An 18,594-nucleotide genomic window follows, 5' to 3' on the forward strand; every position below is an offset into this window, starting at 1 on the left:
GCAGGAGTAGTCCTCAGTTGCCCAAACTGCCTGACAGGTACGGCCCTGGACTTCTAACCTTGACGTATGAGCGAGAAAGTAAAGGCTAAGCGCCGTCGTCGAGGGCGTCCCGGGCGCATCTCTCAGAAGCACCAGGTGACCATCCCGATCGCCGACCTGGAGGCCGCGGGCCTCGAACCCGGGGATGCCGTCGAGTTCGTCCTGACTGGTCCTGGACGGATCGAGATTCGTCGACCTACAAGCCGTTTCGACAATGTCGGGACGATTCCCGGTTTCAGCGAAGAATTCGACATCGACGCGCTCCGTGACGAGTGGGAACGGTAGTGCGCATCACTATCCTCGACACCAATATCATCAGCTCGTTGCTGGACCCCGCGGACACCATGCACGCTGCGGCAACGCAGGCCTGCCAAAAGCACGAGGCCGCGGGATCGGCCTTCGGTATCTCCGTCATCACGCGGTCGGAGCTGATGGTCCACGCACTCAAGCACGGTGACGACTGGGTCGATCGGCTCGCGGCCTCGCTCTCGCAGATCACAGACGACTCGTTCGATGTCGACAGCACCATCGCGGAGAGCGCGGCCCGCCTGCGCGCAGGCAATCCCACTCTCCGCCTTCCAGATGCCCTCATCCTCGCTACGGCCCAGGAGCAACAGGACGGCATCCTACTGACCGCGGACCAAGGGCTGGCCAAGAAGGCACCCGACGAACTCGTCGAACGAGTCACCGCCTGACACCACCCCTCCTGAACCTGCGAAGATGTGTGCGTGATCGAGCGTTACACCCTTCCTGAGATGGGGCGTGTCTTCAGCGACGCCCACAAGTACGAGCTCTGGTGCCGGGTCGAGACCCTGGTGCTGGAGGCGCACGCCGCCGCGGGCACGGTGCCCGCCGATTCTGTGGAGCCGGTGCGCGCGGCGCCGCCGCCCACACCCGAGCGGGTGGCCGAGATCGAGGCGACCACCCAGCACGACGTGATCGCCTTCCTCACCGCGTGGGCGGACAACACCGAGCCGCGCGACGCCGCCGCCTGGGTGCACTTCGGTATGACCTCCTCCGACCTGCTGGACACCGCGCTGGCGGCGCAGTTGGCCGAGGCCACCGACATCCTGCTCGACAAGGCCGACCGGCTCGTCGCCACGCTGCGCGAGCACGCGCTGAAGCACCGCAAGACGCTGCGTGTCGGCCGCACCCACGGGATCCACGGCGAGCCCGACGTGTGGGGGCACCGGGTCGCCGACTTCGCCTTCGGTATGGCGCGCTCCCGCGACCGGCTGCGCCGCGCGCGTGAGGCGGTCGGGGTTATGGCGATCTCCGGGCCCGTGGGCACCTACTCCAACATCGACCCGGCGGTCGAGCGCTACGTCGCGGAGCATCTCGGGCTGCGCCCGGCCGAGGTCTCCACCCAGGTCGTGCTGCGCGACGGCATCTCCGAATGGGTGTCGGCGCTGGCGATCATGGCGAGCGTGTGCGAGGCGGTCGCTCTGGAGGTGCGGCACGGGCAGCGCACCGAGGTGCGCGAGCTGTGGGAGCCGTTCGGCGCGGGCCAGAAGGGGTCCAGTGCCATGCCGCACAAGAAGAACCCGATCATGTCGGAGCGCATCTGCGGCATGGCGCGCAACGTCCGCGCGCAGATCGTCCCGGTGATGGAGGGGATCCCGCTCTGGCACGAGCGCGACATATCGCACTCCTCCACCGAGCGCATTTCGCTGCCCGACGCCGCGATCGCGACCGACTACCTGCTCAACCTGACCACCAGGCTGGTCTCCGGGCTGGTGGTGGACGCCGACCGGATGCGGGCCAACCTTGACGCCACGAACGGGCTGATCTACTCCTCGACCGTGGTGTCGGAACTCATCGAGATCGGCATGTCGCGCGAGGACGTGTACGCGCTCGTGCAGGCGGCCGCGATGCGGACCTGGGAGACGGCCGCCCCGTTCCGCGACACGCTGCGCGCGGAGGCCGCCGCTCGCGACGTCACACTGGACGAGGAACGGCTGGACGAGGTGTGCCGGCCGGAGCGGTTCGTGTCGCGCCTCGAAGGTGTCTTCGACCAACTGAAGGCGTTGGCCTGACTCCTGCGGCACGCGCCCGCTGTCCCGCGCCGCGGACGCGGCCGGGGCCGGCGGGCGCGTGCCCGGATCCGCGGGCCGGCCCGGCGGATGCCCTCTGGGCGCGGTGATTCGCGCCACGCTGGCCTGGAACGCTCCGGGCAGCGCATACAGTAGGACCCGTCCCACGTCGGGCTGGTCCCCTTCACGTCCCCACGTGTCCACGTCCACACGACGGTCCCCCCTCCGCGCCATGGGCCAACCAGTGCGTCCCCACGGCTCGGTAACCCGGTCGCCAAGTCGCCGGTGGGAGATTCGCAGGGCGCGCGACATGTGTTGCTATAGAGTCGGGCGCGGATCGATGCCGGTGGCTTCGAGGTTGCGCCGTTCTCGTCGGAACCCTCCGCGTGGAAACCACATCTCAAGTACACACAGCCAGACCCGACGATGTTGACGAGTACGACCCTTAAATCCGCCTCACGAAGGAGCTATGAGCATGGGCCAGGAGGTTCGTTACCGCGTCCGTGGCGGCCGTCCCCTCAACGGGACCGCGTTCATCCAGGGTGCGAAGAACGCCGTCCTGCCAATGATTGGTGCCGCCCTGCTCGCGGCGAAGGGACGTACCGTACTGCGTAATGTCCCGATCATTGAGGACGTCCACCGTGCGCTGGAGCTCGCCGAGCACATCGGTGCGAAAGTGCAGTTCCACGAGACCGAGCGCACGATCGTCATTGACGCCTCCCAGCTCAACGACCCGGATCGGGCCGTTCTCCCGGCGGACATCGCGTCGCGGTTCCGCGGGTCCGTGCTCTTCGTCCCGGCCCTCATGCACCGCACGGGCCAGGCGGTGATCGAGGGAGTCGGCGGCTGCAACCTCGGAAGCCGCAATCTCGACTTCCACTACCGCGGTTTCGCCCGCCTCGGCGCGAACGTGACCGAGGACTCCGACCGGAACCACATCAGCGTCGAAGCCCGAAACCTGCGTGGCGGGCACCTGTACCTCGACACCCCGTCGCACACCGGCACCGAGAACCTGATCATGGCCGCGGTGCTCGCGCCCGGCACCACGGTGATCGAGCACGCCGCTCTGGAGCCCGAGGTCCTCGACGTCATCGAGTTCCTCACCCGCATGGGGGCCAAGATCTCGGGCGGCGGCACCGGCTTCATCACGGTCGAGGGGGTCGAGGAGCTGACCGCCGTCGAGCACACGATCATGTCCGACCGCATCGACGCCGGCGTCTTCGCGATGATGACGGCCGCCACCGGCGGCGACGTCAGCCTGGTCGGCGCGCACCTGGAGCACCTGGGTGTCGCGCGCTGGAAGCTGGAGCAGATGGGCGTGGAGTTCACCCAGCAGGGCGCGGTCCTGCACGTCCACCGCGACCCGGGCAAGACGCTGCGCCCGATCAACGCGGTCACCTCGCCCTATCCGGGATTCGCCACCGACCTGCAGTCACCGCTGGTGGCCCTGGCCACACTCGCCGAAGGCGAGAGCTACATCCACGAGGCCATATACGATGGCCGCTTCGCGCTCGCCGACGAGCTGAACAAGATGGACGCCAAGATCGAGGTCGACGGCACCCGGGCGATCGTGCACGGCGCGACCAGGCTGCAGGGCGCCGAGGTGGTCGCGCACGACCTCCGCACTGGCGCGGCCCTGGTGCTCGCCGGACTCGTCGCCGAAGGTGACACGTTCGTCGCTCCGGGCTACCTTGTGGATCGCGGTCACGCACAGTTCGCTTCGCGGCTGGCCGCTCTCGGCGCCGATGTGGCGCGTGTCGACGGCAATTAGACGGTAGACACCCAGTTCACGCCGGGGTGCGGGAGTGCCTCGCACACGGCGGTTCAGCGTTCTGTGCGAAACGATCTTCATCGGCGCCGCACAATGGGTACGATCTCGGCAATCGTGCCGTGACAGGAATCAGTTCGGGAAACCAGTGGGCGCACATAGTGAAGAACGTGGAATGGTAGCGGGGAGCAGCCCGAGGTGAGTGCGCAGCGTACTGGCGATTTGACAATTGGTGTCATCGGGCCGCATGAGGTGGTCGAACGCGTCATGCTCATGGGCCCCGGGTCGACAGGTCCCCTCAACGCCAGACTCATCGCCGCCGCCTATCGAGACGAGCAAGAGGCGACCGACAAGGTACTGCGCCTGGGATCCGCGATAGACGCTTATCTGTTCGCGAGTCCCGTCCCCTACGAGTTCGCACGCAAGGCCGGGGTGCTGACCATGCCCGCCACATACGTGCCGCTCGGCGGGGCCAGCCTCCACGAGGCCCTCCTGCGGGCCACGCTGGACGAGAGATTCGAGCCCACCCGGGCCAGTCTCGACGTCCTCGGGCGGTCTGATGTCGTCGAGGCCTACTCCGAGGTGGACCTCCCGGTCGACGGGATCCACGTCCACGAGGAGCTGACCAGCACCTCCCAGTTAACTTCGTTCCACGAAGGGCTGTGGCGGCGCAAGGTCACCAAGATGGCCATCACCTGCGTGCGGGGCGTTGCCGAACGGCTGGAGGCCATCGGGGTGCCGACAATGCGGCTGCGCCCGACCAACGCGGGGGTGCGCAGCGCCCTGCAGACGGCCGGGCTGCTCGGTGCGCACCACCGGCTGGAGGAGGCCCAACTCGGGGTGGTGATCGTGGACGTGCCCACCCTGCGCGACTCCACCCGCCGTTCGACCCCCCGCTACTGGCGGGACGAGCTGCGGCTGGCGCTGCAGCGCCTCCTGCTGCAGGAGGCGCACCGGATCAACGCGACCGCGCACCCCGTCGACGACCACACGTTCATGGTCACCGCCACCCGGGGGTCCCTCGTGTCGGCGACCGAGGGGTTCCGGCAGCCCCCGTTCGTCGAGCGGATCAAGGCCGAGCTCGGTATCGCCATCGAGGTCGGTATCGGCATGGGGCGTACCACCCAGGACGCCGAGACCCACGCACGTGCCGCGCTGAGCCGGGCGCAAGCCACGCGGCAGAGCTTCGCGGTGGATCGGGAGGGGCGCTCCCTGGTGCCCGCGCAGCGCGCGCCACAGCGCCAGCAGACGCCGGAACCGCTGCGGACCAAGGGCCGCGAGACCCTCTTGCGGCTGTCGGAGAAGATCGCCGAGGAGGAGGGCCCTCTGGTGGTCGACGCCGAGAACGCCGGGCGGATGCTCGGCGTCACGCCGCGCACGGCCCGGCGGTTGCTGCGCACCCTGGTCGAGGAGGGCCTGGCCTGGCCGCTGCCGCCGAATCGGACCCTCCAGCCGGGCCGGCCGCGCCAGCTTTACCGGCTGATCGTGGAGAAGATCGACAAGGACAAGGCCAGCCGCTGAGCCGGTGGCCGGACACTGCCAGGGCCCGGGAGGCGTGCGCCTCCCGGGCTTTTTTCGGTCGGGGGTGCGGGGCTCATCCGGTCACGGCCCACGAACCCGGTTGGCCGACCTTGGGGACACTGTCAGTCGCGGTTGCGCCGGGGGTAGGAGTGCGCGACGGCCAGCATGGCGTCGTTCTCCTCGGGCGTTCCGATGCTGATCCGTACACCCTCGTCGGCGAAAGGGCGCACCGCGACACCGGCGGCCTCGCAGGCGGCGGCGAAGTCCAGGGTGTGCGGGCCGAGCCGCAGCCACACGAAGTTGGCCTCGGTGGGTGGGACGTTCCAGTTGTCGGCGAGCAGGGCCTCGCGCACCCGTTGGCGCTCCTTCACCGTGTGCGCCACGCGTTCCAGTAGCTCCTCCTCGGCGGCCAGCGACGCCAACGCGGCGGCCTGCGCCACGTGGTTCACGGCGAACGGCACCATGGTCTTGCGCACCGCGGTGGCGACGTGCGGGTGCCCGATGAGGAAACCGACACGCAGCGCCGCCAGGCCGTAGGCCTTCGAGAACGTCCGGAGCACCGCGACGTTCGGGCGGTCGGGGTACAGCGTGCGGCCGTCGGGCACCTGCGGGTCGCGGACGTACTCGCGGTACGCCTCGTCCAGGACCACCAGGACGTGCTCGGGCACGCGGTCGAGGAAGGCGGTCAGGGCCTCCTCACGCACAGCGGTGCCGGTGGGGTTGTTCGGGTTGCACACGAGCACCATGCGGGTCTGGTCGGTGATCGACTCGGCCAGGGCGTCCAGGTCGTGGGTCTCCGCGCGCAGTGGCACCCGCACCGACGCGGCTCCGGAGAGGTCGGCGAGCAGCGGGTACGCCTCGAAGGACCGCCACGCGTAGGCGACCTGCACGCCCGGCTCGGCGGTGGCTGCGAGCAGTTGCTGCAGCACCCCGACCGAACCGGCCCCAAGAGCCAGGTGGTCCTCCGGAACCTCGAAGCGCTCGGCCAGGGCCGCGGTCAGCTCGGCGGCCCAGGTGTCGGGGTAGCGGTTGAGCTGCGTCGCGGCCGCGGAGACGGCGTCGAGGACCGATGGCAGTGGGCCGTAGGGACTCTCGTTGGAGGAGAGCTTGACCGACCGGCCGCCAGGCCCTTCGATCTTGCGGCCCGGCTGGTAGCCGGGAATCGTTTCGAGGACGTCCCGAAAATATGCAGAACTCGACGCCGACACCGTCATCCTTCCTCGATACTTTGTGTAACGCCGAAGCTACATTCGGCGATTCTCGCTGGAAGTCCGCCGTTGAACCCCAGCGGCCCTATCGCACAGTAGAGGAAACAGCTCACCATGCATCACCCTTGGACAGCAACGCGAGCCCTCCGGCCATCACGCGGGTCGGTGATCGCCGCCACCGGCGCCGCGGCCCTCCTCGCCGGTCTGGCCGGATGCTCCGCTCCCGACGAGGGCGGCCAGGACAAGCGGGACAACGCTCAGGGCGACTCAGAGGCCAACGTGGCTACCAAGCTGGACCAGGCACAGCTCGTGGAGTTCGGCGAAGCCAAGGTCGACGCCGAGCACACCGAGCAAGGCACGTACGCGGAGCTCAGCGCCACCCAGCAGACGGAGGAACTGCGCGAGTCCACGAACCTGGACAAGCCTGATTGCGTCAACGCCGTCGACCCGTGGACGCAACTGCCCGAGGTCCGCGACGCCCCGGCGTCGCTCGCCAACTACCCGCAGGAAGGGAACTCCATCACGCACACGCTCCTCAAGCCTGGCGAGAGCACCGCGACAGAGGCGGTGCGCGCGGAGCCGCCCGAGGAGTGCTCCAGCTACCAGGCCACCCTGGAGGACGGCACCACCACGGTGTACACCATCCGGGAACTCGACCTGGACACGGTCGGCGACGAGTCCCGCGCGTTCGTTGCCGGGGCTGAGGCCCAGGGGGAGGCGATCCACAAGTACACCCTCGTGTACCGGAACAACGATCACCTCGCGACCGCAACGGTCCTCGGCGCGGAGGAAAGCTCCGAGCACGAGGAGACCCTGCTGGAGTTCGCGCAGGCCGCGGTGGAGCGCGAGAACCAGGTCCTCGCCTGACCCAGCGGTGGCGGTGTCCGTCCACACGCGCCAAGCGCCGGGGTGGCGTCTCGCCTGCGAGGGCGGCAGGGTCGGCCGACAACCGAACGGGAGTTCGGACTACTGACACCTGCCGTACGGAGGCGAGATCGTGACCAGGCTCGCACACCGGTCTGGCCGGCCTGGCCCACCAGGCCGGCCAGACCGGCTGGGAACGCGTCCGGATGGGTGGGCGGCGCGCCGTTCCGCCGGACGCCACCGCCCCTCTCGCGCGTCCACCGAAGCTCGCGGGAGCACCGCCGTCGAGGAGTGTCTACGACTCTCCAGAACCCGGGCTAGACGGGCGTATAGGGCCCGATGCCATAGAGCCCGTGCGCACCCCTATGCCCCCGGCGCCGGTCAGCGTCCCAGCGTGCTGATCCCGGCGACATCGCGGAGCTCTTCCCGCCGGAACCGAGGCGTCTGTACGGTCCGGCGGCTCTCGAACACCGACAGGGTCGCGCCGGTCTCCGCGTCCGTGATGGCGGCGCGTACCGCCGAGCGCCGCCCGTCGAGCGGCACGCCGAACACGACGTCCACCGGCCGCCCGTCGCGGCGCCCCGCGTAGCGGAGGAAGCGCCAGCACCCCTGGCGCCAGACATCCAGCGGCCTCCTGCTGGTCACGACCGCGGTGCTGGCCCGCCACACGTCGCTCAGCAGCAGCCGCGCCAGCGTGCGGCGCATCGGAACGGCACGCGTGTCGCACCGTTCGCGGCGCGCGAGCCGCAGCGTGAGCTCCCCCAGTTCGGGCGAGAGCGCGGCCAGCAGTGCGGCCTCGGCGGCGATGACCGCTGCGTGCCAGCCGGTGAGACCGCCCAGCACACCGAGCCCCGAGCCGTCCACCCCAACGGTCGCGGCCGCGGCGACCGCGAACACCGCGGCGCGCGCGATCACTCGCCACCCGATCGGGGTGGTGCTCAGCCCGCCGAAGCAGCCGCACCCCATTTCGGGGTCCCGGCGGCGCAGCACGAACAGCGCGACCACTCCCCCGGCGAAGAGCGCCGCGGCCCACATCCGGCCGGCGTCGCCCACCTGCCCGGGCAACACCAACAGCGCACCCGCGACCAGCACCTCGACCGCGCCGTGCGCCCGGGTGAACCAGGGGCGCGCCCGCACGGGCAGCAGACTCGCCCCACCGCGCGTGTCGGAACCGGTGAGCTTGCTGACCGCACCCAGCAGCAACAGCAGAGCGAGGACCGGAAGCTGGATCTCACGAACGGCGTCGAGCACGGCTCACCCCGTTGCCATCGTCGCGTTGCAGCACCCCGCATCGGGGTCTCCGCCAAGAGCCACGAAGCTCAGGAGGGTCAGACGCGCGAGCCGACCGCTCTGCCCCGTATCGCCGGCGGCGCACCGGTCGCAGAAATGCGCCAGGGTGGAACCGCAGGCCACGATGGGAACAACGCCGTTGTCGCCGGTGTCGTCGTTGCGCAGCCGGAGCGTCATCCCAATGGACATCAGCGGCAGCGGGAGGCAGCCGCGGACCGGTGCGCAGCCGCAGTCGCTCGCCGGGTCCAGCGCCGGGTACGCGGCGCCCGCAAGGTGTGCCTCCTCCGCGGTGGGGTCGCCGCCGGCCGGGTCGTACCACGACACCGTGCCCGAGACCCGCGGACCGCGCTCCCCGTCCGGGCGCCGCGGCCGCAGCTCGCCGACCGGAACCGGCGGCTGTGTGGTGGCCGGGCGGACCGCGTGCACCACGCCATCGCGCCACATCCCCACGGCGTCGAACAGGTAGCCGGGTTCCAGCACCGGGTGGCGCACCGCCATGCGTCCGGACACCCGATAAGGGATTACCACCGTCACGCGCGGGCGGTCGTGGCCGGCATCCACCTCCACACTGTCGCCGGAGCGTGCGCTGATGATCCCGGTCACCCTGGCGATCCGCGCCCAGACCCGTTCGGCGACCCACCGGCCGCCGGCCGCATGGCGCAGCACCACGTCGTCACCGGGGCGGAGCTCGGTCGGGGCGGCCGGCCCGCCGCGCCAGAAGGACGCGGTCCCCGCGAAGAGGAATCTCTCCTCGCCGTTGGGGGTCGCGAGGTGCAGCGTGTGCGCGCTGGCGGCGATGACCTCGCCGCGCGCGACCCGGTGGACGGCCTGCTCGGGTTCGGGCGCCGCCTTCGACCCCAGCAACGCCGCGGCGAGCCGCCGGCGGTCCGCCACGTCCACGCTCAATCCCCTTTCCGCTGCGCCGCTCCATTCTCCCGGTCCGGGCTGCCGAGTCCGCCCCAGGCCACACCGCGGTTCGGCGTGCCCGGCTCCATCGGCCATCCGTGCGCCATGTCTTCATGCACAGCCCTGTGGATAGTGGGCGGGTGCGGCACGTCCACAGCGCGTGGACTCGTGCCGGAATCGTTCGGTTTGACAGAAGATGAGCGAGATAAGAGCTAATGATTACTTCTTCCAGGCAACAGTGACCACAAGGGCGACGTCGTGTTCCAGGACACAGCCTTAGACGCGCAACCAGCATGCTCAGCGAGACGGCCCGGGTCGGTGATTCTGTGCCCGAGACAACGCGGCAATCCAGGTACGCGGAGTTCTCGCGTTACGTCAACGAGCGCGGCCCCGCGCTCCTCCGCATGGCCCAGTCGTTGACGAACAACCCGTCCGACGCCGAGGACCTGTTGCAGGCCGCACTGGTCAAGACGTTCTTCGCCTGGGACCGGATAACCAACCCGAACGCCCGGGACGGCTACGTTCGCCGTGCGATGGTGAACACCCAGATCTCGGAGTGGCGCCGCCGCAGGCTGGATATCTACCCGACGAACGACATCCCTGAGCAGCGGATCGACGACCCCACCTGGAAGAGTGATCTGCACGACGTGGTGCACCGCGCGGTCGAGAGGCTACCCGAGCGCCAGCGCACCACCCTCATCCTCCGGTACTACCAGGACATGAGCGAGGCGCAGATCGCGGAACGGCTCGGTGTCACCATCGGCACCGTCAAGAGCACCATCTCCCGCGCCGTAGCCCGCCTCCGCCGCGACGCGGACCTCATCATCGAGCGCGCCACCACCTGAAACACCTCACCGCCTGAGACGCGGGACCAACCGCTTTGCGCCCGTACCCTCGCGCTCGGTACGCTTATCCCAGCCAGGAGGATTCGCCTAGTCCGGTCTATGGCGCCGCACTGCTAATGCGGTTGGGTGGCAACGCCCTCCGGGGTTCAAATCCCCGATCCTCCGCAGGTCAACCGGGGCCCTACTCGCCGAGTAGGGCCCCGGTTTTTCGTGGGGTCCCCGTTTGGGTCTCAGTCCATAGCGCTCTACCGCCCTATACGGGGCATCCGAGAAGCGCCGCCCCCATCCGGTTCGCGGCGTCCCCGCCTCGCCTGGTGACCGGCGAGCGCCGCGAGCGCGGCCGCTGCGCCGAGGCAGAGCCAGGCGAACACGTCGCCGATGGCGCTGTAGACGGTCGCCGTCCGCGGCTGGACGGGAACCTCCGCGATCATGGTCTGCCGGTCGGTCGTGAAGTGGTCCGACATGGCGAGGACCCGGCCCTGGTGGTCGATGGTGGTGGACAGGCCGTTGGCCGACTGGCGGACCTGCGCGTATCCGTACTCCACCGACCGCAGCGTGGCGCGTTCGGCGTGCAGGTTCTCGTAGCCGAGCCAGTCGTTGGCGGGGACGAGCACCAGGGCGGCGTCCTTCCCGGCGGCCTGCCGCATGAGGTCCGGGAAGTCGGCGTCGTAGCAGATCACGGTGGCCAGCCGGCCGATCGGGGAGTCGGTCACCGGAACGTCACCGTCACCGGGCTCGATCCCCCGCAACGCCTCCATCGGAGTGGGCTGGGCCTTGTCGTAGGTCCAGGCGGTCTCGCCGTCCGGCGTGATGAGGACGGCCACGTTGCGCAGGCGCGGCTCCTCGGTGCCGTACAGCGCGAAGGCCAGGTTGACGTAGGTTTCCTCGTCGCGCGCGATGTCGGCTACCTCGTCGACCAACGCGTCCTTGTCGCTCTCCAGCACGCGGGCCTGCGTCTCCGGCCACTGGATGACCCGGGCACCGGCCGCCGCCTCGCGTTGCGTACTGGCCACCAGTTCGTCGGTCACGGGTGCGAACGCGGCGCTCGCCTCCCCCTGGTCGGCGTCCGCCACGTCGGCCGCGTCCCCGTAGGGGATCCCCGCCCGCTCCTGGGCGTCGCTGCTCGCGCGCATGGCGTCGGCCGAGGCGCTGATTCCGGCGATCCGGACAGTGTCTGTGGTCGGGGCGAGGAAGGCCAGCCGGATCCCGCCCGCGGCCAGGACCATGGCCAGGACGCCAGCGTAGACCAGCACGTTCCGCCGGATCACGGGCCAGCGGAATCCCGCGCCCCACGCCCAGGTGACCACCGAGGCGAACCAGGCGACCACGAAGCTCACACCGTAGACGCCCGTGACCGACGCGAGCTGGATCAGTGGCGCGTTCGCGTGCTGTGTGAAGCCCAGCGCGCCGTAGTCGCCGAAGCGGAGCAGCAGGGTGAAGAGGTACTCGGCGGTGACCAGGCTGACCGGGAAGACCAACGTTGACAGCAACCCGCTCCTGGCCTCCAGTCGTGTCGCCACCAGACGGTCGGCGGCGAAGGCCAACGCCTGCAGGACCGTGAGGGCCGCGAAGACGGGCAGGATGAGTGTGTTCACCGCGAACAGCAGGGACGCTGATCCCAGCCAGGCGATCGTCGAAACGGCGATCGCGAACCCGACCCTGGGGATACCGACCCGGGGCGGGCGCAGCCGCGCATAGCGCATCAGGAAGATCGGGAACAGCCACGCGGCGATCGCGACGTGCCAGTTGCTGTGTACCGCGAGGACCGCGAGCGCGGTTCCGACGAGCCACAGCCAGCGGGTCGCGGGCCGGACCACCGGTGTCCACGCGGACGCGGCGGGGTCCGCGGTGCCGCGGTCATCGGTTGGGGCGGTGTGGTCCGAGCGCGTGGGTGGTCGCATGCCGACAAAATTACGAGGCCCGTACCGCCGCGCGGAATGCGGTCGGCCATCGGGCTCACCTGTGGTTTTCCGCAGGGAACGGGGTGGGGACTCTCTCGCGGCGCCGCGCTGGGCGCGCGGGTGGCGCACTGCTGTACCCGCCCGTACGGTGAGCGTCCGGTTACAGAACCATACGCATCCGGCAACGGGTAGGCAATGCGGGCGATTCGCCCCTTTCAAGGCAGATTGGAACGTTCTACCGTCAACGGTTCCGCGTAGGGCAGCAGCCAGAGCAAAGGAGCGTGCGGAGCCGTGGAAACAATCAACGAATGGATCGTCTGGTTGAACGACGGCTACTGGAAGTTCCTGGTCATCCCGCTCCTCGTGCTCCTGAGCGTGTACTTCACGTTCCGGCTCGGGGCCGTGCAGGTGCGGATGATCCCCGAGATGGTCCGGCAGATGCGCAGCAATCCCGAGGTGGCGCCGGACGGCAAGCGGGCCGTCTCCTCGTTCGGCGCGTTCTCGATCTCCGCCGCGGCACGCGTCGGCACCGGCAACATCGTCGGCGTCGCCGGGGCGATCGCCATCGGCGGCCCTGGGGCCGTGCTGTGGATGTGGATCATGGGTGTGCTGGTGGGAGCCGCCAGCTTCGTGGAGTCCACCCTCGGCCAGCTCTACAAGGAGCGCGACCGGACCGGCTACCGCGGCGGCCCGGCCTACTACATGGAGAAGGGGTTGGGCGCCCGCTGGGCCGGCGTGATCTTCGCGATCGCCATCATCGTGACGTTCAGCCTCACGTTCACCGCGACCCAGTCGAACTCGATCGCCGAGGCGATCTCCACCTCGGTGGCCATCGCCGGCACCGGTGAGCTGGTGGCGGACGCGGCCATCCTCTCCACTAGCGTGAAGCTCCTGGTCGGCGTGGCGATCGTGGGCACGAGCGCGCTGGTCGTGCTTGGCGGCGTCCGCCGGATCGCGCACGTGGCGCAGGCGCTGGTGCCGTTCATGGCGCTCGCCTACATCGTGCTGGGCCTGATCGTCGTGGCCCTCAACGTCGACCAGATCCCCCGGGTGTTCACCGAGATCGTCCAGGGCGCCTTCGGTATCGAGGAGTTCGGCGGCGCGGCCGTGGGCACCGCCATCGTCCAGGGTGTCCGGCGCGGCATGTTCTCCAACGAAGCCGGCCTGGGCTCCGCCCCCAACGCCGGCGCCACCGCGTCCGTCACCCACCCCGCCAAGCAGGGCCTGGTCCAGACACTGGGGGTCTTCGTCGACACCCTCATCATCTGCTCCATCACCGCGTTCGTCATCGTGGTGTCCAACCCGTCCTACGGCGACGAGGACCTCGGACCGGTGCTCACCCAGGGCGCGCTGCTCGACAGCCTCGGGGTCTGGGCGGTGCACGCCATCACCGCCATCCTGCTGCTGCTGTGCTTCACCTCGGTGCTGGGCAACTACTACTACGGCGAGGCCAACGTCTACTTCCTGGCCCGGGGGGAACCGGGCCGGGCCCTCCTCGGCTTCCAGTTCATCTTCCTGGCGGCGGCGTTCCTGGGCTCGGTGGGCACCGTCGAGATCATCTGGAACCTCGCCGACACCACCATGGGGCTCATGGCCGTGGTCAACCTGCTGGCTCTCGCCCCGCTCACCGGTGTCGTGGTGCTGGTGCTCCGCGACTACCGGGACCAGCTCCGCCAGGGCATCGACCCGGTGTTCACCCGCGACCGCCTCCCGCAACTCCGGGGCGTGGAGTGCTGGGAACCCGGGGAAGAGACCACAACCCGCACCTGAGCCCCCACGCTCCTCCCCAAGTAAGGCTCTCGTGGAAGCGGCCCCTTCAACGCGCGTTGAAGGGGCCGCTTCCACGAGACCACCATGGACGGGGGTTTGTTGAGCGAGACGCCGCCCGGTGGCGGGTCGATGCGCGAGCGCAAGGGCGCGCCAGAGAGCGGCCGGCGCTCGGCCGGTGTCCGGGGGCGGGGAACGCGCACCCGGTCGGGCGCGTGCCAACGGAGCTCGGCGTGATGCGTGCACTGCACGTCGTCCTGGAGGATGCCGTGCTCGTCGGCGAGCAGATCCAGCAGGATGCCGCGGTAGCGCTGGCGAGGGTCGCTGACCGGGCCCGGGGCCAAGCAGTGTGACTCGCACACCGCGCCCACTCCGATAGTGCCGATGCCGGCGCGGATGTAGAGCCAGAAACCGGCCTCCTCGATGTGCTCGAGGGTGAGCCATCCGAGGGGCTGGGCGGCCAACTCGTGCAGGACGAGAACCGCGTCGGCGCACGGCTCGTCGGCCGTCCCGGCCCGGGTGAGGACGCCGGTCGCCCATTTCCGTGCCTCGCGCAGACTGTCCACATGGGCGGGAAACGCGCGCTGGCGGACCCGGATCACCGTGCACCTCCCGCACTGCTCGCGGCGGCTCCGAACCCGTTCCGCGCGAGCGGGCAGCCCAACCCCACTCCCGCTCCAGACCCCCGATTACGCTCGGGCGGTCATGCGAAACACGGGCGACTGGGATGAGGAGCAGGTGGAAAGGCTGGTGAACGCGCGCACAGCCCGCCTGGGGAACCTCGGCAGGTGATCCCCAGACCACGCTGCACCATCCTTGCCCAGAAGGCGCGTTCCGCGTCATGGAGCTACGGGACGGGCGGCTTGTGGGACATGAGGAGTACCTTTCGGGCGTTAACGTCGTCTCTGGCCCGAAGGTGAACAAGCTCGTGGAGCTGTTCGGCAACCTGCAGGGCGAAGCCCTCTCGACGCACGCATCGGTCGAACTCACCGACACAATCCGAAAGGAACTACGACAGTGGAGGATTGGCACAAGTCCAGCTACAGCGGCGGCCGGAACCCCCGACTGCCTGGAGTGCCGCACCACCCGTGACCAGGTGCAGGTGCGCGACACCCAGCACCGCGACCACGGCCACCTGGGCTTCCCTCTCGCCGAGTGGCGGGCGTTTCTCGCGCAGGTGCGGCGCGACACCGTGTGAGTCCCGCGAAACCTCCTGGAACCGCTCGCGCGACGGCTCCGTCGAAGCAACCACATCCCTCACTGGCATCAGAAGGAGTCGGCATGGACCGGAACGAGGAGCCCGACCCCAACGCGACCATGTCCTGGACGCCCGACTTCGACGCCCCGGCGAGCCCTCCCCCGCAGGACGCCGAGCAAGACTCCCCGGAAGCACCCGACGACCCGCAGGCAACGGTACGGTTTCGCCCCGAATGGCTGCAGGAGAAGCCATCGGCTGACGAGTAGCCACCTCGGGTACACATCAGCCGCGGCCCCAAGTTCGATGCGCCACGCGCGCGGCCCACGACTGCGAGGCGTTCGTCTGCGGCGACGATACAGAAACACCTCCCAAGTCAGCGCTTTTCCTCCCGATCCGCGGAACCGAAGGAACAGCACCGCCCGGGCGATCCCTCCGGCCCGATGCGGGCAACACCGCAATGGGCAACCGCCGTGGTCGCGCCGTTTCCCGGGCAGACCACGGCGACCGGTCACGCGATGACCGCGACCGCCTCGACCTCAACCAGCTGGTGGTCGTATCCCAGGCAGGCAACGCCTAGCAGCGTGCTCGGGGCATCGTGCTCCGTGAAGTGGGAACGGACGACGTCCCAGGTGACCACCAGGTCGGCCTGCTCCGACGACGCCACGTAGACCGTGGTCTTCACGACGTCGGTGAGCGCAGCACCCGCCTCCTTGAGGGTGGTGGCGAGGTTGCGCATCACCTGCTCAGCCTGGCCCGCGTAGTCGCCGACGGCCACCGTGTTGCCCTCGGCATCCAACGGGCAGGCTCCCGCTGTGTAGATGGACCGCGACGGCGCCGATGTCACCGCCGCGTAGGCGTAGTCGACCTGGTCGGTGAGCACGCCGCTTCTGACCAGTTGAATGTTGGCGGCACCCGCCATAGCTCTCCTACTTCTCTGTTGTTCGGCGCGTTCTCAGTCAGCGCTCGAGACGCCTGGACTACTCGCCAAGATTACAGATTGCGGATAGCGGGCCGGGGCCTGGTGGCCCGGCGGAACGCCGGGCCACCAGCACGCGTGTTCGAGGGAACTGGTGCCTCCCGCGACCGTGTGGGGTGACGCGGGGATCCCTGCCGGGTTCTCCCGCGGGATCGTGGAGTACGATGCCGGAGCAATTTGTCCGGTACGTGCGGCTTGCGCGACAACCAGAGATGCACGTCACCGGCCTGGGCCGGGACCGGCGCGTTGCCCGGATCCGCCTGGTCCGGGTGGGTCCGACGCTCCTGGGGCCGGACCGTCAGACACAGCGGCGCCGACACCTTCGCCGCAGAGAAACGGGGGCCGAGTATGAGCGCGGATATCGCGGTAATCGCCGACGATCTCACCGGCGCCGGCGATACCGCGGCCGAGTTCCTGCGCTCCGGGTGGTCCACCGAGCTGCGGCTTTCCGGCTCCTCCCGGACTGGTGCCGAGGTGGTGGCACTCAGCACGGACTCCCGCGCTCTTCCCGTCGACGCGGCGGCCCGTGCTGTGGCCGAGCGGACGGCGGCGGTGCGGGCCGCCGGGGCGCGTCACCTGTACAAGAAGGTGGACTCCACCGTGCGCGGCCCGCTGCGGGCGGAGATCGACGCCGCACGGACCGCGTGGTCCAGCCGTGCCCTGATGGTCGTCTGCCCGGCCCTCCCGGCCGCTGGACGGACCGTACGCGACGGCACACTCCTGGTCGACGGCGTTCCGGTGGCCCAGACCGGGATCGGCGACGACCCGGTGACGCCCGTCCGGGAGAGTCACGTCCCAACCCTGCTCGGCGCCGCCCACGTCCGGCTTCCCGGCGGCGCCCCGGAACGCGACGCCGCGGAGATCGCCGCGGCGGGGCCGGTTGTTGTGGTCGACGCCGAGACCGACGCGGACCTGCGGAGGCTGGCGGCCGCGGTCGCGCACCTCGGACCGGACGCGGTGCCGGTCGGCTCCGCCGGGCTGGCCGGGCCCATGGCGGGCGCGTGGGCCGCCCACGACGAGCCCGCTCCCGCCCTCGTTGTTGTGACCTCGCTGCACCAGGCCACCCGCCGGCAGGTCGACGCGCTCGCCCAGCACGCTCCGGACGCCGTACTGCGGGCGGACCCCGCGACCCTCATGGACTCGCACGCCTGGTCGGCCTGGTGCACAACGGCGCACGACCGGTTCGCCGAACCCCGCGACCTACTGGTGCTGCTCGCGCCGGAGGAACGCGCCCCCGGGCTGGAACCCGCGGCGGTCAACCGCCGTTTCGGCACGCTGGCCGCCGACCTCGCGGAGACGCGCCGGGTCGCCGGGTTCGTGGCCACCGGCGGCGACGGGGCCCGCGCGGTCGTGGACGCGCTGTCGGCGACCGGCATCGACCTCGTGGGCGAGGTGGCCGCGGGCGTGCCCATCGGCACCCTCATCGGTGGCCCGGCACAGGGCCGGTTCCTGGTCACGAAGGCGGGCGGGTTCGGCGACACCGACGTCCTCATCCGTGCCGCGGAGGCGGTCCGGCAGCGGAGGCAGTGACCAACGTGCACTGCACCACCCTGCGACGCCGAGACGGTCGACAGCGGTGCCCACTCCCGCCGAAGGGCTCACAGGTTGAGAACCGCGGGCTCCGTGGCCAGCGCTCGCCAGTGCTCGGCAGGGTCAGCCACAAGGTGCCGCTCCGCCAGGTCCATCAGCCCGCCGGTGCTGGAGATCTCGGCGATAAGCTCGCCATCGGGGCGGCGGAACTCCTGCTCGACCCGGAACGTCTTGCCGCTGCCCCAGACGAACGAGCACGAGACGTCGACCTCGTCCCCGCCGCGCAGCTCCCGGTGGTAGCGGATGGTGCTCTCCAGGGTCACCGGTCCGACCCCGGTGGCGAGCAGCGCGTCCACCGAGATACCAGCGGCGCGCAGACACTCCCAACGGGCGTGCTCGCCGTACTGGTGGTACACCGTCCCGTTCAGGTGGCCCTGTGTGTCTAGCTCGTATCCGCGAACCCCGACCCGTGTCCGGAACTCCTCAGCCATGTCACCCTCAGCTCTACGCGGTGTCCCACCGATGCCGTCCGCGGACGCGCACGTTCGATACCTCCGCGCCTGCCCGGCCAGCTCGCCCTCCTATCCGAACGAACGTGCGCGATTCTCGCACTCGGTACGGACAGTCAGGGGCACGGCCGCCTGGCATGGCCGGATCTGGACCTGTTCCGCGTACCGGACCGAGGGTAAGGTGCGCCACGTGACGATCCGCATACCCAGAGCGAGAACCCAGCGTAGTCCAACGCCGG

General features: G+C 69.9%; 18 protein-coding genes and 1 tRNA gene. 13 read left to right on the plus strand and 6 right to left on the minus strand.

Annotated elements, in window-relative coordinates; genetic code table 11:
- Positions 1-66 precede the first annotated feature (66 nt).
- From F4561_RS28855 to F4561_RS28875, 5 genes are all read left to right on the plus strand, one after another.
- Positions 67-324 (plus strand): AbrB/MazE/SpoVT family DNA-binding domain-containing protein, encoded by a 258-nt coding sequence (locus tag F4561_RS28855; RefSeq protein WP_184584864.1) that lies wholly within the window; start codon positions 67-69, stop codon positions 322-324.
- On the plus strand, positions 324-734 hold the full coding sequence (locus tag F4561_RS28860; protein WP_184584865.1) for a type II toxin-antitoxin system VapC family toxin: 411 nt from the start codon (positions 324-326) through the stop codon (positions 732-734). Before F4561_RS28855 ends, F4561_RS28860 begins: the two co-directional genes overlap by 1 nt.
- A 33-nt stretch (positions 735-767) precedes the next feature.
- Positions 768-2,075 carry an adenylosuccinate lyase gene (purB, locus tag F4561_RS28865; RefSeq protein WP_184584866.1) on the plus strand — a complete coding sequence of 436 codons (1,308 nt, stop codon included), beginning with the start codon at positions 768-770 and terminating at the stop codon, positions 2,073-2,075.
- Positions 2,076-2,541: 466 nt separating this feature from the next.
- Positions 2,542-3,843 (plus strand): UDP-N-acetylglucosamine 1-carboxyvinyltransferase, encoded by a 1,302-nt coding sequence (gene murA / locus F4561_RS28870; RefSeq protein ID WP_184584867.1) that lies wholly within the window; start codon positions 2,542-2,544, stop codon positions 3,841-3,843.
- Positions 3,844-4,107: 264 nt separating this feature from the next.
- The gene (locus tag F4561_RS28875) at positions 4,108-5,361 is read left to right on the plus strand and encodes a transcriptional regulator (protein ID WP_221446428.1); all 1,254 of its coding nucleotides are present in this window, start codon (positions 4,108-4,110) and stop codon (positions 5,359-5,361) included.
- A gap of 122 nt (positions 5,362-5,483) precedes the next feature.
- Here F4561_RS28875 and hisC read toward each other — a convergent pair whose 3' ends face one another.
- Positions 5,484-6,575 carry a histidinol-phosphate transaminase gene (hisC, locus tag F4561_RS28880; RefSeq protein WP_184584868.1) on the minus strand — a complete coding sequence of 364 codons (1,092 nt, stop codon included), beginning with the start codon at positions 6,573-6,575 and terminating at the stop codon, positions 5,484-5,486.
- Between the two features lie 159 nt (positions 6,576-6,734).
- On the opposite strand from hisC, the gene F4561_RS28885 reads away from it, so the two are divergent.
- Positions 6,735-7,436 (plus strand): hypothetical protein, encoded by a 702-nt coding sequence (locus tag F4561_RS28885; protein WP_184584869.1) that lies wholly within the window; start codon positions 6,735-6,737, stop codon positions 7,434-7,436.
- A gap of 378 nt (positions 7,437-7,814) precedes the next feature.
- Here the strand turns inward: F4561_RS28885 and F4561_RS28890 are convergent, their stop codons facing one another.
- Positions 7,815-8,684: a MauE/DoxX family redox-associated membrane protein gene (locus F4561_RS28890; protein ID WP_184584870.1), complete on the minus strand. Its 870-nt coding sequence runs from the start codon at positions 8,682-8,684 to the stop codon at positions 7,815-7,817.
- 3 nt (positions 8,685-8,687) lie between these two features.
- Positions 8,688-9,629, minus strand: coding sequence for a hypothetical protein (locus F4561_RS28895; RefSeq protein WP_184584871.1), 942 nt, complete (start codon positions 9,627-9,629; stop codon positions 8,688-8,690).
- A 293-nt stretch (positions 9,630-9,922) separates the two neighbouring features.
- Between F4561_RS28895 and F4561_RS28900 the strand changes: the two genes are divergently transcribed.
- Positions 9,923-10,474 carry a SigE family RNA polymerase sigma factor gene (locus tag F4561_RS28900; RefSeq protein WP_184584872.1) on the plus strand — a complete coding sequence of 184 codons (552 nt, stop codon included), beginning with the start codon at positions 9,923-9,925 and terminating at the stop codon, positions 10,472-10,474.
- Between the two features lie 76 nt (positions 10,475-10,550).
- Positions 10,551-10,639, plus strand: a tRNA-Ser gene (locus F4561_RS28905).
- Between the two features lie 80 nt (positions 10,640-10,719).
- On the opposite strand, the gene F4561_RS28910 is transcribed toward F4561_RS28905, so the two are convergent.
- Complete coding sequence (locus F4561_RS28910) at positions 10,720-12,375, minus strand: apolipoprotein N-acyltransferase (RefSeq protein WP_184584873.1); 1,656 nt, start codon at positions 12,373-12,375, stop codon at positions 10,720-10,722.
- Positions 12,376-12,666: 291 nt separating this feature from the next.
- Between F4561_RS28910 and F4561_RS28915 the strand changes: the two genes are divergently transcribed.
- The 4 genes from F4561_RS28915 to F4561_RS28925 all read left to right on the plus strand — a co-directional run bounded on the left by F4561_RS28915 (position 12,667) and on the right by F4561_RS28925 (position 15,606).
- Positions 12,667-14,145 carry an alanine/glycine:cation symporter family protein gene (locus F4561_RS28915; protein WP_184584874.1) on the plus strand — a complete coding sequence of 493 codons (1,479 nt, stop codon included), beginning with the start codon at positions 12,667-12,669 and terminating at the stop codon, positions 14,143-14,145.
- A gap of 420 nt (positions 14,146-14,565) precedes the next feature.
- The gene (locus F4561_RS34100; protein ID WP_376773820.1) at positions 14,566-14,934 is read left to right on the plus strand and encodes a Scr1 family TA system antitoxin-like transcriptional regulator; all 369 of its coding nucleotides are present in this window, start codon (positions 14,566-14,568) and stop codon (positions 14,932-14,934) included.
- 49 nt (positions 14,935-14,983) lie between these two features.
- Positions 14,984-15,340 (plus strand): DUF397 domain-containing protein, encoded by a 357-nt coding sequence (locus tag F4561_RS33855; RefSeq protein ID WP_312885695.1) that lies wholly within the window; start codon positions 14,984-14,986, stop codon positions 15,338-15,340.
- Positions 15,341-15,423: 83 nt separating this feature from the next.
- Positions 15,424-15,606 (plus strand): hypothetical protein, encoded by a 183-nt coding sequence (locus tag F4561_RS28925; protein WP_184584875.1) that lies wholly within the window; start codon positions 15,424-15,426, stop codon positions 15,604-15,606.
- Between the two features lie 242 nt (positions 15,607-15,848).
- Here the strand turns inward: F4561_RS28925 and F4561_RS28930 are convergent, their stop codons facing one another.
- Entirely contained in the window at positions 15,849-16,259 is a 411-nt protein-coding gene (locus tag F4561_RS28930) for a RidA family protein (protein WP_184584876.1), read from the minus strand.
- Positions 16,260-16,664: 405 nt separating this feature from the next.
- On the opposite strand from F4561_RS28930, the gene F4561_RS28935 reads away from it, so the two are divergent.
- Entirely contained in the window at positions 16,665-17,846 is a 1,182-nt protein-coding gene (locus tag F4561_RS28935) for a four-carbon acid sugar kinase family protein (RefSeq protein WP_184584877.1), read from the plus strand.
- Between the two features lie 68 nt (positions 17,847-17,914).
- On the opposite strand, the gene F4561_RS28940 is transcribed toward F4561_RS28935, so the two are convergent.
- Positions 17,915-18,337, minus strand: coding sequence for an acyl-CoA thioesterase (locus F4561_RS28940; protein ID WP_184584878.1), 423 nt, complete (start codon positions 18,335-18,337; stop codon positions 17,915-17,917).
- Positions 18,338-18,594: the final 257 nt, after the last annotated feature.

It is taken from the genome of Lipingzhangella halophila, from assembly GCF_014203805.1.
Lineage (GTDB): Bacteria > Actinomycetota > Actinomycetes > Streptosporangiales > Streptosporangiaceae > Lipingzhangella > Lipingzhangella halophila.

What these genes read in the sequence shown, in the direction of transcription:
- F4561_RS28900 (WP_184584872.1), top strand. Translation starts at nt 9,923, where the DNA reads ATGCTCAGCGAGACGGCCCGGGTCGGTGATTCTGTGCCCGAGACAACG.
- hisC (WP_184584868.1), bottom strand. Translation starts at nt 6,575, where the DNA reads ATGACGGTGTCGGCGTCGAGTTCTGCATATTTTCGGGACGTCCTCGAA.
- F4561_RS28925 (WP_184584875.1), top strand. Translation starts at nt 15,424, where the DNA reads ATGGACCGGAACGAGGAGCCCGACCCCAACGCGACCATGTCCTGGACG.
- murA (WP_184584867.1), top strand. Translation starts at nt 2,542, where the DNA reads ATGAGCATGGGCCAGGAGGTTCGTTACCGCGTCCGTGGCGGCCGTCCC.
- F4561_RS28930 (WP_184584876.1), bottom strand. Translation starts at nt 16,259, where the DNA reads ATGGCGGGTGCCGCCAACATTCAACTGGTCAGAAGCGGCGTGCTCACC.
- F4561_RS28940 (WP_184584878.1), bottom strand. Translation starts at nt 18,337, where the DNA reads ATGGCTGAGGAGTTCCGGACACGGGTCGGGGTTCGCGGATACGAGCTA.
- F4561_RS28935 (WP_184584877.1), top strand. Translation starts at nt 16,665, where the DNA reads ATGAGCGCGGATATCGCGGTAATCGCCGACGATCTCACCGGCGCCGGC.
- F4561_RS34100 (WP_376773820.1), top strand. Translation starts at nt 14,566, where the DNA reads ATGTGCTCGAGGGTGAGCCATCCGAGGGGCTGGGCGGCCAACTCGTGC.
- F4561_RS28875 (WP_221446428.1), top strand. Translation starts at nt 4,108, where the DNA reads ATGCTCATGGGCCCCGGGTCGACAGGTCCCCTCAACGCCAGACTCATC.
- F4561_RS28855 (WP_184584864.1), top strand. Translation starts at nt 67, where the DNA reads ATGAGCGAGAAAGTAAAGGCTAAGCGCCGTCGTCGAGGGCGTCCCGGG.
- F4561_RS33855 (WP_312885695.1), top strand. Translation starts at nt 14,984, where the DNA reads ATGGAGCTACGGGACGGGCGGCTTGTGGGACATGAGGAGTACCTTTCG.
- F4561_RS28910 (WP_184584873.1), bottom strand. Translation starts at nt 12,375, where the DNA reads ATGCGACCACCCACGCGCTCGGACCACACCGCCCCAACCGATGACCGC.